The organism is Paenibacillus sp. 01T443 (assembly GCF_056398325.1).
On record NZ_JBFTPE010000013.1, the window covers coordinates 61008 to 75533 of the forward strand.

Genomic DNA, 14526 nt, shown 5'->3' on the forward strand with positions numbered 1-14526 from the left:
ATCATTTATTGTTTAACCCTTGATTGCGCCAGACGAGACGCCTTTTACAAAATATTTTTGCAAGGAAAGGAAAGCGATTAAAACCGGGATAAGCGACATCGTCGTACCCGCGAAGATCATATCCCAACGGGATGAAAATTCCCCGACGTAATAGAACAGCTCGACAATCATCGTTTTGGCTTGACCGGATGGAAGCACCATCATCGGCATTAAGAAATCGTTCCAAATTCCGAGGCCCTGCAGCACGACCATACTGGCTGTTACCGGCCCCAGCAAAGGAAATACTATTTTCCAAAATATACCTGTTCGCGTGCAGCCGTCAATCTCTGCCGATTCCTCGATCTCCCGCGGGATCCCCTTAAGGAAACTTGTGTAGAGCAGGACGCCGAAGCCCACGGATCCGGAAATATACACAAAAATTGGCCCTGTTAGCGTTCCGAATAAACCGATCATCTTCAACTGCTTGAACAACGGAATCATGTATACCTGGAAAGGAATCATCATACCGAAGAGGAAGTACGTAAACACGCCATTCGTCCACTTCGAATTCGTCCTCTCGATTGCGTAAGCAGCCATCGGAATGACTAGAACCATAACGATAATGGAGGAGAAGGTTAAAATCGCGCTGTTAAGCATCGCAGCCGGGTACTGGGTCTCCGTCAAAAGATACTTGAAGCTTTCGAGATAAAGCCCTTTCGGGAAGGCGATCGCATCTCGCATGATTTCGCCGTTACTCTTAAAGGCGGACATGATATTAAAGTAAATCGGAAAAGCAAACACGACAGCGATAACAAACGTAACGGCGAAAACGACGATTTCGTTAGCCTTAATCTTTTTTTTCATCCTACATTTGCACCTCTCTTTTCCGAAGAACTTTCATTTGAATCAAGGAAATCGCGAGCGTAAGCAGGAACAATACCATCGAAAGCGCTGTACCAAAACCTTGTCTCAATTCACCGAAGCCGACTTTATAGATAATATACGTTAACGTTTCGGTCGCAAATCCCGGACCTCCGTCGGTCATCACCGCGATTTGATCGAAGATTTTGAGTGAGCCGATCATGGAAAGCATCACGCATACCGTCATTGCTCCTGCGAGCAAAGGGAAAGTAATGCTTCGGAACTGCTGCCAGCGATTCGCTCCGTCAATGCTTGCGGCTTCATGCAATTCCTGTGGTATGCCTTGCAGTCCTGCCAAATAAATGACCATATAGTAACCGGCTGCCTTCCATACAGTTGAGAGAACGATCGCGATTAACGCGAAATCAGGATTTCCCAACCAATCTGCCTTCAGGAAGCCGAGGCCTGTCATATCCAACAATTGATTTAATACGCCAAAGTTGTAATTCATAATGATCATCCAAATAAAGCCCATAATAATACCGCTCATTAATACCGGAAAATAGAAAATACTGCGGAAAAAGTTTCGGAACCAACGTACCTGATCTACTAAAATAGCAAGCAGCAATGCAAGCGCATTTTCCAATATAACGAGTGAGAACGCGAAGATCAGCGTATTTTTCAAAGCATTGTGGACCCTTGGACTGCTTAGGATTTCTTTGAAATTATCAAGACCGATGTACCGGATATTGCTGCTTAGCCCATCCCATGAGGTAAAGCTTAAATATACGCTGCTCAACGTCGGGATGATGACGAAAGCCGTATACAGTAGAAATGCAGGCAATATAAACCAAATGGCATAATTTGTCCATTTCTTTTTCTTTAGCTGGGCAATCATGGCTCTCCTACCTCCTAAGTTCTTGATAAAAAGAGAACCTCCGCGTAAGCAGAGGCTGCTCTTTCCGTCCTTCTTTCTTTACAACGCATGCTTTATTGTTGATTTGCTTTTACATTGCTGTCGTACTCTGCGTCTGCTTTTTTCATATATTCCGTTACGTCGCCGTTTTCCAATACAAGCTCCTGAAGAAGCTTGTAGTACCAGTTGCGGAATTGCGGAGGAATCGCATTGTCGCCGTACCAGTTCGCAAGACCAAGTGATTTGTTAACCGTGGAATCGCCAACCAGCCTCATTACTTCTTGCATTTGCTCGCCCGTTTCATAAGTCACTTCAGCTGATGTCGTCGGAATTCCGTTTACGGTAGCCAGGTAAGGACCGTATTGCTCAGGCTCAAAGAAAAATTTGATGAACGCTTTGATCGCTTCAACTTTATCCGGGTCTTTGGCTCCCTCTGCCGAAAGCGACCAACCTGATAGGCTAGGCAGTTGGTTAATATTCACTTTGCCGCTGCGGTCAGGGATTGCGTAGAAGCCAAACTCGAAGCTTGGATCTGCTTCCGCGATTTGTCCGAACATCCAAGGACCGGAGAACAACTGAGCCGCTTTGCCGCTTACTAGAATAGATGCCGTTTGGTTATCTGCCGTGCTGAGCCAGCCTTTATCCACATACTTGCTGAACAGCTCTTTATAATCGGTTACCGCTTGAACCATGCCGGCATCCGCAAAGCTTGCCGTTTTTGCCGTACGTTTCGAGTTCCAGTCCGGATCTTTGGAATAAACCTCGTTAATGAAGAAGAAGTTTGTCCAGAAGCCCATATGGAAAATATCTTTACCGCCGACTACGATTGGCGAAATGCCGGTAGCCGCAAGCTTTTCTTGGATCGCTAAAAACTCATCGTACGTTTTCGGAAGCTCGGTTACGCCTGCATCCGCATACGCTTTCTTGCTGTAAATAATACCTTGCGGCGCAGTGCCCGTAAGTGGAGCATTATATATTTTGCCTGCATATTCCGGCAGGATCGAGAACATGCTGCGAAGATCTTCCGGCAGCTCTACGATTTTGCCTGCGTCAACGAATACTTTGGTGTCGCGCATTTCTACGAGATCAGGGAATTGGCCTACTGCATCTTTTGTTTTAAGCCAATCTAAGTAAGAAGCCGAAGTTGTTTCACTATAGTTAACAATTTTGATATGAGGATTTTTTGCAGTAAAGGCATCAATCGTCGTTTCAATTGCTTTTTTCGTTGCCGGGTCGCCTGTCGCATAAGCCAGCGAGAAGCTGACGTCTTTCTTTGATGCGTCTGTCGGAGTCTCCGATGTGCCCGTATTATTGCTTGGTGAAGCTGTATTATTGCCGTTGTTGTTACCGCCGCATGCGGTCAAAATCACGGTCAATGCTAACATAAGAGATACCAATTGCAAGAATGATTTTTTAGCCATATTCATTTGACCTCCCTTTAATATCCGCTGTTTAAGAGGAATTTTCATGTAAGATGTGCGCATCATCTTGTTCAATCCCGTTTCCTGATCTAAGATTAACATCAAATTCCRACAGCTTAAATGAAGTTTTTTAAGGACGGTATGCCGATAATTTAAGATCATTGCTGCGCCGAAGGTTACAAATTGGCCAAATGGCTGGTTATTTAGTCTTATTTTTCAACTTCTCTCAGCCGTGTATGCGCCTTAACGATTGAAGGGTAAAAGAACGGATAAACGGCTATCACAGCCGTCCATCCGTTCTTTTGGTTTCTTCTATTCCGTTACGTAGCTAAAATAATCAAAATCCGCATGTTTCTTTGTTCCGTTGATGTCCTGTGCGCATAAGCCGATCATCGTGCCGGTAAAACCCAGCTTCCCTCCGAATTCGTCGGACAAGACGCCTAAATCCTGCACTGTCCCAACCTGAAGCCATTCTTTGCCTTCATTAGAAGCGTAGAAACGCAGCTCCCTCTCTCGGACAACCGCCTTCAAATAATAAGCATCCCAGCCATCGACAGAGAGCTCATGCTCTCTATTTTCGCTGTATTTTCCTTGAATACTTGTGATCAAACCAAGCTTCCGGCCATTTTCGCCGTCCTGCGTGACACGTAAATAAAAATAATCCAACTCGTCATAATAAAAGACAAGTCCAGCCATTTGCATGAAATGCTCAGGCTCGTATTCCAACTTTGTTTCAACCGTACAGCGGAAATGCTGCAATCTGCGGGCAATCATGCTTTGCTGATGCCAGGAATGGAGTGATTCCCTGCCGCGGAGCCTCAAGTAGCCGGGCCTTTCCGTTAGGCTGAGCCACGATTCTTCCGCCGAAGCACGCAGCGTTTGATAGAGGTAGCCTAGACTTGGCGAATCGAAGTCATCCTTTGCAGGCGGAACGGGAAACGGATGCGGTTCAAGCTGCGGGGCCGGTGCCGAGAGAGCAGGCAATCTTCCCTCATGCTCCAGGCGAAGCCATCCATCCTCAGTCCATACACAGCGCTGAATCGATGTCTCTCTGCCGAGCGGATTAAGCTTCGTGCCCGCAAAGGGTCGGCTGCAAATATGTGTCATATACCATTCGCCGGTTTGCGTTTCTACAACCATGCCGTGGCCTGCATTTTGAAGCGGATAATCAGGAGTGCCACGGGTGGTTAGTATCGGATAAGACGGGTCTGTTTCGTAAGGTCCTTCTAATTGACGCGAGCGGGCTAACGTAGCAGCATGGTTAATCCCTGTGCCCCCCTCTGCAACCAACAAATAATAATAACCGTTCCGTTTAAACACCTGAGGTCCCTCGGTCACGCCTAGATCCGTACCCTCGTATATTTTCTTCACGGGTCCTACAAGCCGCTGCTCTTTGGGATCGTACTTTTGAAGCATAATACCGCCAAACCTGGAATGGCCGTCCCGGAAATCCCACTGCATATTCAGCAGCCATTTGGTTCCGTCCGTATCATGGAATAAATAAGGATCAAAGCCGCTGCCATTCAAATAAACCGGCTCAGACCACGGTCCGCTCATGCTCTCTGACGTTACCAAATAATTGTGCAAATCCTTATAGACGCCTTTGCGGCCCTTTACATCCGTAAACAATAAATAATAGAGTCCGCTATCGTAAGAAAGCGCAGGTGCCCAAATACCGCCCGAGCTCGGATTCCCTCTTAAATCTACTTGCGAAGTACGGGTCAGTGCATGAGGAAGCAGCTCCCAGTTCGCTAAATCCTTGGAATGATAAAGCTGGACGCCCGGAAACCATTCAAAGGTTGAAGTTGCAATATAATAGTCTTCCCCAACGCGCAGGAAGGATGCATCCGGGTTAAAACCGGGCAAGATCGGATTGTTTATGACCACTTACTTTGCCTCCTTATGTGTACGTTCCTCTTACCCACGGGTCGGGACCGTCGGAACATTCCATCAAATATTAACTATCGTAGCATGGTCAAAAAAAAAGCGTATGTATGTTTTTTTAGATTAAAGTGCAATAATTTAATCATTTTGACGACTTAGGGCCGCTTGCAGTAATCGTTGCGGAGCTTGAAGCATCAGTGGAGTAAACGAAGCAAGGCAATCAGGCAATCGTTTCGAAGTTGGAACAGAATGCACATAAAATTGAAAAGAGCCGATTATTATATCGGCTCTTCAAGATCTCTTCCATATCTAATATTATTTCTGCCGGCTAATAAGCAGTAACATAAATGATATTGCAATAATAGCGAATGTCCAAGCCCATGCCATTGCGGTGTTCCCCGAATCGACCGCAACATAGATGGCCGTGGGAATCGTCTGTGTTTTACCCGGAATATTCCCCGCAATCATCAGCGTAGCTCCAAACTCGCCCAAACCGCGTGCAAAGCCGAGAATAAAGGCGGATATTAGTGAGCGGGACGTTAGCGGAAGTGTAATATACCTGAATACCGCCCACTCATTTGCCCCAATTGAGCGTCCTGCATCCTCCAAATCCCGATCTACGGAAGCGAAGCCGACCTTCATGGTTTGATAGACGAGCGGAAAGGAAACCACGATAGAAGCAACGACGGCAGCCCACCAAGAAAAAACAATGGGTGCAGCAAACAACCACTCGATCCATTCTCCGATCCAGCTTCTCCGTCCAAGCATCACAAGCAGCAAAAAGCCGACTACTGTCGGCGGGAGCACCAACGGCAGCATAAACATGGTTTCAATAATGATTTTCCCTTTAAACTTGCGGCGTGACATCCACCAAGCTACGGCTATTCCGATGAGAAATACCGCTATACTTGATAACAATGCAACTTGTAATGAAAGCCGTATAGGCAGCCAAAACTCTTGCCAATTTATGAACGCCACAGTTAATTAGGAACAGTAAAGCCATACTTAACAAACACGTCAAGCGCTTCTTGCGACTGCAAATACGTATAAAAATCTTCGGCTTCCTGACTATGTTTCGTAGCTTTTACAATACCGATTGGATATTGAATTGTCTTATAGGCAGCTGAATCAACCGTAAATGCCACTATTACTTTATCGGTGGTCAGCGCATCTGTTTTATATACAAAACCGGCATCAGCATTTCCGGTTTCTACATATTGCAGCACTTGTCTTACATCCTTCGCTTGTACGGATTTCGCCTGTAAAGCATCCCATAACTTTGCGTTCGTTAGCGCTTCCTTTGCATAGTTGCCAGCTGGCACGCTTTCCGGAATGCCAATCGCTACTGTTTTCACTTCTGTCTTAGTTAGATCAGTTACATTTTCAATCGGCGTTTTGCCATCGGCAGGAACAACTACAACAAGCTCATTATTCAACAAATTGACTTGTTGATTTGCATCAATCAGCTGTTTGTCAACAAGTGCCGTCATGTTCTTAACGGCCGCAGACAAGAATAAATCAGCTGGCGCCCCTTGCTCAATTTGCTGTTGAAGTGCGCCGGATGCGCCGAAATTGAAGCTCAGTTTAATATTTTGGTTATTAGCCTCATACGTTTTCTGAATTTCTGTTAAGGCATCCGTCATGCTTGCCGCTGCTGAAATCGTTAGCTCAACCGTTTCGGCTGGCTGCTCGCTAGGCGCGATTGTGCTTTCCGCTGGAATATTCGTACTCTCATTTGTATTTGTATTTTGTGCAGCTCCACAGCCTGCAAACACTAACATCATTGCAGTAACGATAGATAAAACCATGTAACCTTTAATCATTTTAAACATAGATACACCCCTTATTTATAATTAAACATAATCAAATATAACTAGTTATATCTAAAACACATTATATAGAGTGAATGATGCTTTTGTAAATACAATTAAAAGAACGTACACATCCTAATATGATACAATGACATTTATAGTGAAATAGTCCGTAGAGTTCAGAAGGAGGAGCATTATGACCAGCGATGTCTCGTATACGACTGAAGAAATTGCCAAGCTGCTGAAAATATCCAAACTCACAGTATATGATCTTATAAAAAAAGGTGAATTGCCCTCCTACCGGGTAGGCAAACAGATGCGGGTGGACCCTGCCGACTTGGAAGCATATAAACAGAGAGCCAGAGGCGTGCAAATGAACGAGCGTCCGGCAATGACAGATACGCCTGCTCATTCCAATACCCAATCATTAAATACCGGCATACGTCCCATCGTCATTACAGGACAGGATCTTAGCCTTGACATTCTAGCCAAATACATGGAAAAGAACATAGACGGCATACGTCCGCTGCGCGCATATGTCGGCAGCCTTGTCAGCCTGATCTCGATGTACCGCGGCGAATCCGACATCGTCAGCACACATCTGCTTGATGGCGATACAGGGGAGTACAACCTCCCTTATATCAAGAAACTGCTCATCGGTTCCTCCTACATCGTCGTTAATTTGCTCTCTAGGAATGCAGGCTTTTATGTCCAGAAAGGTAATCCCTTGTCGCTGAAAGGCTGGTCCGATTTAAGCACTGCCAATTTACGGATTGCTAATCGGGAGAAAGGCTCCGGCGCCCGCGTATTGCTGGACGAACAGCTCAGGCTGCATGGCATAAAGTCCAGTGCACTCATCGGATATCAGCATGAACAAAGCAATCATCTCGGCGTAGCTTCAAAAGTCTCATCTGGAGAAGCTGACGTTGGCATTGGCATAGAAAAAACGGCTTCTATTGTTGGTAACATTGAATTCATACCCTTAATTCAGGAACGATATGACTTGGTCATGCTTAAGACCGCAAACAATCAATCATGGATCTCTGCTCTGCTCCAAATTCTCAGATCCGATGATTTTAAGATGGAGCTGAATTCCATATCCGGCTATGACCTTACGCGCACTGGTGAAATATTATTAGAAACGTAGAGACACAAGCCGCTGCGTTATCTGTGATATTTACTAATACCGAAAAATGTGGTTTTTCGAGGCATGGTCATTGTGTGGAATGCGGTGCAATAGAAGTAACTACACAGAAATAAAGGCGACCAAAAAAAAACAATTGGTCGCCTTTATTTATTCCTAGCTTCATACTCAAAAAGATATCATCCGATATAGAAGGAATATCTATTTTTCGTTCTACTGTTGGCTGCCGTTCGGTGCTTGATTCTCGGATTGATTACCGCCCTTACCAGGATTACCCGAGTTTCCGCCATTCGGCGCTTGATTCTCGGATTGACCGCCGCCTAGATTGCCATTGCCGCCTTGGCCGCCGCCAATTCCGCCTGACTTGCCTTGGTTGCCGCCTTGGCCGCCGCCGATTCCGCCAGATTTGCCTTGGTTCTCGCCTTTACCGCCGCCGATTCCGCCAGATTTGCCTTGGTTCTCGCCTTGGCCGCCGCCGATTCCGCCAGATTTACCTTGGTTCTCGCCTTGGCCACCGCCAATGCCGCCAGACTTGCCTGCGCCGCCGCCAGCTCCGTCGCCTGCACCTTCACCAGCTCCGCCGCCTGCACCGCCACCAGCTCCGCCGCCTGCACCGCCRCCAGCTCCGCCGCCTGCACCTYCACCAGCTCCRCCGCCTGCACCGCCACCAGCTCCGCCGCCTGCACCGCCACCAGCTCCGCCGCCTGCACCGCCACCAGCTCCGCCGCCTGCACCGTTACCTTTTCCGCCATTTCCGATTGCTTTCGCTTTACCTTTCCACTTCGCTTTACTCTTTGCTTTCATCGATGCTTTCATATCAGTATACGAATAGGAAATCGATTGAAGCGTTTTAATATCTACCGAACCCGTTGCCTTCAAACCATGCTTTTTCTGAAAATATTTAACGCCGCGCACGGTCGAGGCACCATAGTAACCATCAATCGGTCCCGAATAGCTGCCTAATGATTTCAGCATGCCTTGAATGACATATACATCCGGTCCCTTGGCATGTTTTCCGATCGCATGTCCTGTATAAGGCATGCTGATCATCAACGTAATCGACAATAATGCCGCAACTATGTACCTTGCTGCAAGCCTTCCAATCTTATTGCCGGTTTCACTTGATGCCATTCCCTTTTTGTTTTGTTGCATGCAAAATACACCATCCTTCTCTTTTCTTTTTCGAGCACCACTTTAATATCCCCAAATTTTCAATTTCATTCCCTTGATTTTCACATTTAAAAAAACGGGTATTTTCCTGGCTATCAGCTTAAAGTTTGCTGAAATTGCAGGCAAACAGGTGCATCTTTTCCTCAAAAAGCCGATAATAGACAGGTATCTTAGTGAAAGGAGATCCAACATGACATCCTTCAAAGGAATTAAAATATTGCTCGTTGATGACGAGCCAAACATCGTACAGTTTTTGGAGCTGGGTCTTATAAATGAAGGCTTTGACATCCGGGTCGCCTATGACGGTGAATCCGCTCTGGCAGAAGCGAGCGTATTTCAGCCGCATGTCGTCATTCTGGATATCATGATGCCAGGAATGAACGGATTCGAAGTATGCGCCGCGCTGCGTGCAACCGGAGATAATATCGCGGTTATTATGCTTACCGCCAAAGATGAAGTCGAGGATCGCGTGAAAGGATTAACGCTCGGCGCAGACGATTATTTGATCAAACCCTTTAGCTTCAGCGAGCTGCTCGCACGAATCGGAGCGAGGCTGCGCAACCAATTTCCCAATCTGCTGGGAGAGGTTGCCTACGGACCTTTCCGTCTAGATGACCGGCGCAAAGAGCTTATCTATATGGACCAGATTCTTGAGCTGTCGCCAACAGAATACGAGCTGCTTCGGTTTATTATTTTGAACAACGGGGTCGTGCTTAGCAAATCGCTTATATTGGATAAAGTATGGGGATATCAATTTGGAGGGGAAGAGAACATTGTGGAGGTGTATATCCGTTCCCTGCGGGATAAATTGAATGATAAGGAGCATCGCCTTATTCGTACGCTGCGAGGTGCCGGCTACCGGATGGACTTGCCATGAGCCGCCGAACGCCCCCTGCCTTCGCGAGGTTTTTTGCCCCGCGTTCCCTAAGATACCAGCTATTGTACCGATCCTTGCTTATTTTAGCCGCGTTGTTTTTGCTGATCGGCGTTCTACAGTACATTATTATGAAGGACTTTATATTCAAAAATAAAGCTGAATCCTTAAACACTCAAATCATGGCTATGCCGATGGATTGGTTTACGAACGACAAAAAATCTGAAATGGATGACAATCATCTGGAGTCTGATAATAAGGATGGCGATTCGGTCCAAGCGTCTCGCCCCCCGAAAGAGCGACGGGACTCGCCATTATTTTACCAACCTGGCTTATCGATCGTCTTCATTGATTCGAACGGTACAGTTACCGATGTCTCAAAGGATACCGAGGCAAGCGCTCCGCTCCTGTCAGCTGAGGAATATGAGCAAATAACAAAACAGCTTCAAGAACGACAACAGATTGATTACAAAATATTAAATAATGCGGATGGAGTCGAGCAGCTTGTCGTCTTCCGAAATGCCGGTCCTCCTAACAAAGTAGAGGGGATTGTACAAGTAAGCACGGAAACCGATTCGCTAAGGCAGCTCCTCATGACCCAGCTAGCTATTTTCACAGCCCTTTCCATTGTGGCGCTCGCGGCCGGACTTGCCCTTTATTTACCACTGCTTCGCCGTACGTTAAAGCCGTTATCCCGCGTCGTGCTTGCTGCTCAGCAGACCGATGCCGGCAGCCTGACCAAACGCATACCGGCAAGCCAAGGCCAAGAAGAGATCGATCGCTTATCAGATGCTTTTAACGGGATGCTTGAGCGTTTGGATATTTCCTTCGAAACCGAACGGAAAACAACCGAAAAAATGCGCCGCTTCATTGCCGATGCTTCGCATGAGCTGAGAACGCCGCTGACGTCTATTCACGGCTTTCTTGAAGTGCTGCTGCGCGGAGCAGCCGCAAATCCCGATCAGCTCAACCGCGCGCTGAACAGCATGCAGCTGGAATCCAAGCGCATCAACAGGCTCGTGGAGGATTTGCTCGCGCTTGCAAAGCTTGATCAAGCCCCGCAGCTGCAGCTGTCTGCTGCCCGGCTCGATGAACTCCTTCAAGAAATGGAGCCGCAATTGCAGTTGCTTGCCGGAAACCGTAAAATAGATCTCGTTATTGAATCAGCCATAAGCGGCAAATTCAATTCCGATCAGATGAAGCAGATACTTTTGAATTTATTTCTTAACGCTGTACAGCACACGGATGCAGAGACAGGCACAATTAAGATAATGCTCGAACGTCTGGAAAACCAGGCGAGAATAAGCATTACGGACAATGGAACCGGAATTGCCGCAGCCCATTTGCCCCATTTATTTGAGCGCTTCTACCGCAGCGAATCTTCTCGCACACGGAAAAACGGCGGCGCCGGTTTAGGCTTGGCAATAACCAAGTCGATCGTGGATGCTCATGGAGGTACCATCGAGGTAATCAGCGAGCCCGGCGAGGGTACGACTTTCCGAATTACGCTTCCGCTTGATCTGCGATAAGAAATCTCTACTACACAGAAAGAGGCAGCCCAGCAGCATCATTTGATGCCGGGCTGCCCTCTTCGGCTTTTCAACGCATCAATCGATATTAATGCTCCAACACGAACTCATCCCACTTCTTGCCATCCACGTCATAGGCCTGATAAGTCAGTGTTTTTCCATTGATCACGATGCCCGCGAACATTTGCTTCTCGTTCTGAAAATGCACCTTATGGTAAAATTTATCTTCCTTCTTCTCATTAAACTTTTGCCCAGCCGTATTCGTCACCACATAAACCGTACCCTCGCGGTTTTGCACGGCTGCTTCGCCGTCTCCGACGATTTTCCCGTCACGCAGCGGATAGGATCTCGAATACTCATGGTTATGCCCCTGCAGCACCAAATCTACCTCAAACTCATCGAATAGCTCGGTCCAGTCTTTCACCTTCTTATAGGTATTACCGCCGTATGGGCCTTGATGCATAGCGACGATTTTCCAAGCCTTATCCGTACTCTCGAGATCGCTGCGCAGCCATTTCGTTTGCTCCTTGATATTTGATTCGGAATTGAGAAAGACAAAGTGGACAGGTCCGTAATCATAGGAGTAGCTTGTTCCCGGAATCGAGCCTTCCGCGCCGTTGTCTGGCAGGTTGAAATGAGAAACGAACGGCTCCGCATTGCCGTCAACCTCATCATGATTGCCCGTAACCGGCATAAACGGAACCTGCGTTACCCACTTGCTTGCTTTTTCGAATAAATAAGACCATGCCTGTTCATCTGACGGCTCCTCCGTCAAATCGCCGTTATGAACGATGAACGAAGCCGCGGGAAATATCGCAAAGGCTTTATCCAGCGTGTGGCCCCACAACGAGAAATCCTGTTCCGTGACACCTTGCGAATCCGTTACATTAATGAAAGTAACGTTTTCCGTGTCTGCTTCCTCTGTCTGAAATACAGCAACATCGCTCCAGCCCTTCTCTTCCCCGCTCCCGACTCTGTAGGAATACGTCGTTCCCGGTTCAAGCCCGGAAGCTTCTGCTTTATGCACGGCTTGCTCTGTGCTCCCATCAGCAGCTATAACCGAAGTCGTCGTACCTTTAAAGGTCAGCGCCTGTTCACTTTCCCAATCACTCGCTGCATCGCCTTTCACGACCTGCACGATCGCGTCAGCCTCCGGATTCGAGCTATACCAAGTAAAAGCACGGCTTGTCATCGGTTCCCCCTTGAACGTGGTCACAACCGCTGTCGGTTTTTTTGCATGATCCGTCCGAAGCCACTCCATTCCTACTGCGCCTATGATTAACAGTACGCAGCAAGCGAGCACTACTAGCACGTCTTTACGAAACTTCAAGATATCCACTCCTCTATCTCTCTTATTCTTCAATATATCTTAACAATAAACCTGCATTTCGCGCATTCAGCAATCTTTCAGCCGGCCTTAAGTTAAGAATAAGTAAAGGCCAGTAGAATAACATTTGTTAGCAACAAGGGGCGCTGAACATGAAAAGAGGTGTGAAATGAACAAAGATTTAAACTATCGCAACGAGTTGAAATTTTTCATTAATTATCATCAATATTTCATTATCCGCCAGAGGCTGAAGGATCTGATGGACCATGACAAACATGTCGGTCCGACTGGCGAATATCATATTCGAAGCTTGTACTTTGATGATATCAATAACAAGGCTTTGCACGAGAAGCTTGGCGGCGTTCGGGATCGGGTTAAATACCGCATCCGTATCTATAACGGCCAGGATCATATCATTCATTTTGAGAAAAAAATTAAATTCAAAGACTATATCGCCAAGGTGAAGGAGCCGCTTACTAGAGAGATGTACGACAGGCTCATAGCCGGTGACCACGATGTGCTGAAAGAGCCGGACAAGCCGCTTTTGAACGAGATTCATAATGAAATGAAGCATCATTTACTTAGGCCGAAGGTAATCGTTGATTATGTTCGCGAGCCCTATGTATGCGACAACGGTAACGTAAGGATCACATTCGATAAAGAGCTGCGAACCGGCCTGCATGCCGTCGATATTTTTGACAAAAGCCTAGAGCCTATCCGTGCCCTCGACAATGATTTTATCATTCTTGAGGTGAAATATGATGCTTATATTCCTGCTTATATCAAAATGGCTTTGCAGCTCGAAGGCCTTAATCGGCAATCCGCTTCAAAATACGTGATCTGCCGAAAGCATCTGAAATTCAACACTTGGGAGGATTATTAAAATGGAAACCACAACAACTGCTGCCGCAACGACCGAGACAACCACCAACTTCGCAGACGTGCTTAAAAAATCAGTGATCGAAAACTTCTCTTCCGACATTAGCTTATCCAAAATATTGATTACGCTTGGTGTCGCTTTCCTGCTTGGCTTCTTCATATTCCTGCTGTACAAAAGGATTTTCAGCGGCGTGCTTTACTCGAAGAGCTTCAATGTGTCGCTTATCGGCATGACCATGATTACCTCCGTCGTCATTATTGCGATTAACTCCAACCTCGTGCTCTCGCTCGGTATGGTCGGCGCGCTGTCCATCGTACGTTTCAGAACGCCGATCAAGGATCCAACCGATCTCATCTTCTTGTTCTGGGCTGCGGTTGCAGGGATTGTAACAGGCGCAGGCTTCTTCACGCTAGCGGTCATCGGTTCTGCCGTTGTTGGTCTCATTCTGTTCTTCTTCGTCAAAGGCGGATCTGTCGAATCGCCATACCTGCTCGTCGTAAACTGTGACAGCGACGCAACAGAGCAGCTCGTGCACAAGCAAATTGGCTCTATCGTTAAGCGTTACAATGTCAAACAAAAATCAGTGACGCAGGGCAATATCGAAATGACGCTTGAGGTTCGTCTTCGCGACGAAACCGGCCGCTTTATTAACCAATTGACTGAACTTTCAGGCGTACGGAATGCCGTGCTTATCAGCTACAGCGGTGATTATGTCTCTTAATAATCAGGA

Annotated in this window: 13 protein-coding genes; 5 read left to right on the forward strand and 8 right to left on the reverse strand. The window is 46.9% G+C overall.

Annotated features, from left to right (window positions below; all coding sequences use genetic code 11):
- Nucleotides 1-12: 12 nt before the first annotated feature.
- The 6 genes from AC1DLI_RS23405 to modA form a co-directional block, all read right to left on the reverse strand.
- Nucleotides 13-843 carry a carbohydrate ABC transporter permease gene (locus tag AC1DLI_RS23405; protein ID WP_477606903.1) on the reverse strand — a complete coding sequence of 277 codons (831 nt, stop codon included), beginning with the start codon at nucleotides 841-843 and terminating at the stop codon, nucleotides 13-15.
- Nucleotide 844: 1 nt separating this feature from the next.
- The gene (locus tag AC1DLI_RS23410) at nucleotides 845-1738 is read right to left on the reverse strand and encodes a carbohydrate ABC transporter permease (RefSeq protein ID WP_308995827.1); all 894 of its coding nucleotides are present in this window, start codon (nucleotides 1736-1738) and stop codon (nucleotides 845-847) included.
- 92 nt (nucleotides 1739-1830) lie between these two features.
- The gene (locus AC1DLI_RS23415) at nucleotides 1831-3177 is read right to left on the reverse strand and encodes an ABC transporter substrate-binding protein (protein WP_477606904.1); all 1347 of its coding nucleotides are present in this window, start codon (nucleotides 3175-3177) and stop codon (nucleotides 1831-1833) included.
- 312 nt (nucleotides 3178-3489) lie between these two features.
- On the reverse strand, nucleotides 3490-5064 hold the full coding sequence (locus AC1DLI_RS23420) for a glycoside hydrolase family 43 protein (protein WP_477606905.1): 1575 nt from the start codon (nucleotides 5062-5064) through the stop codon (nucleotides 3490-3492).
- A gap of 312 nt (nucleotides 5065-5376) precedes the next feature.
- On the reverse strand, nucleotides 5377-6039 hold the full coding sequence (gene modB, locus AC1DLI_RS23425) for a molybdate ABC transporter permease subunit (RefSeq protein ID WP_477606906.1): 663 nt from the start codon (nucleotides 6037-6039) through the stop codon (nucleotides 5377-5379).
- A 2-nt stretch (nucleotides 6040-6041) separates the two neighbouring features.
- The gene (gene modA / locus AC1DLI_RS23430) at nucleotides 6042-6893 is read right to left on the reverse strand and encodes a molybdate ABC transporter substrate-binding protein (protein WP_477606907.1); all 852 of its coding nucleotides are present in this window, start codon (nucleotides 6891-6893) and stop codon (nucleotides 6042-6044) included.
- A gap of 175 nt (nucleotides 6894-7068) precedes the next feature.
- Between modA and AC1DLI_RS23435 the strand changes: the two genes are divergently transcribed.
- The gene (locus tag AC1DLI_RS23435) at nucleotides 7069-8019 is read left to right on the forward strand and encodes a substrate-binding domain-containing protein (RefSeq protein ID WP_477606908.1); all 951 of its coding nucleotides are present in this window, start codon (nucleotides 7069-7071) and stop codon (nucleotides 8017-8019) included.
- Nucleotides 8020-8229: 210 nt separating this feature from the next.
- On the opposite strand, the gene AC1DLI_RS23440 is transcribed toward AC1DLI_RS23435, so the two are convergent.
- Nucleotides 8230-9168 carry a peptidoglycan-binding domain-containing protein gene (locus AC1DLI_RS23440; RefSeq protein ID WP_477606909.1) on the reverse strand — a complete coding sequence of 313 codons (939 nt, stop codon included), beginning with the start codon at nucleotides 9166-9168 and terminating at the stop codon, nucleotides 8230-8232.
- A gap of 208 nt (nucleotides 9169-9376) precedes the next feature.
- On the opposite strand from AC1DLI_RS23440, the gene AC1DLI_RS23445 reads away from it, so the two are divergent.
- Together AC1DLI_RS23445 and AC1DLI_RS23450 are read left to right on the forward strand one after the other, a co-directional pair.
- Entirely contained in the window at nucleotides 9377-10063 is a 687-nt protein-coding gene (locus AC1DLI_RS23445; RefSeq protein WP_477606910.1) for a response regulator transcription factor, read from the forward strand.
- Entirely contained in the window at nucleotides 10060-11589 is a 1530-nt protein-coding gene (locus AC1DLI_RS23450) for a sensor histidine kinase (RefSeq protein ID WP_477606911.1), read from the forward strand. Before AC1DLI_RS23445 ends, AC1DLI_RS23450 begins: the two co-directional genes overlap by 4 nt.
- An 88-nt stretch (nucleotides 11590-11677) precedes the next feature.
- Here AC1DLI_RS23450 and AC1DLI_RS23455 read toward each other — a convergent pair whose 3' ends face one another.
- Nucleotides 11678-12928: a purple acid phosphatase family protein gene (locus AC1DLI_RS23455; RefSeq protein ID WP_477606912.1), complete on the reverse strand. Its 1251-nt coding sequence runs from the start codon at nucleotides 12926-12928 to the stop codon at nucleotides 11678-11680.
- Between the two features lie 157 nt (nucleotides 12929-13085).
- Between AC1DLI_RS23455 and AC1DLI_RS23460 the strand changes: the two genes are divergently transcribed.
- Complete coding sequence (locus tag AC1DLI_RS23460) at nucleotides 13086-13799, forward strand: polyphosphate polymerase domain-containing protein (RefSeq protein ID WP_477606913.1); 714 nt, start codon at nucleotides 13086-13088, stop codon at nucleotides 13797-13799.
- A 1-nt stretch (nucleotide 13800) separates the two neighbouring features.
- Nucleotides 13801-14517, forward strand: coding sequence for a DUF4956 domain-containing protein (locus AC1DLI_RS23465; protein ID WP_477606914.1), 717 nt, complete (start codon nucleotides 13801-13803; stop codon nucleotides 14515-14517).
- Nucleotides 14518-14526 lie beyond the last annotated feature (9 nt).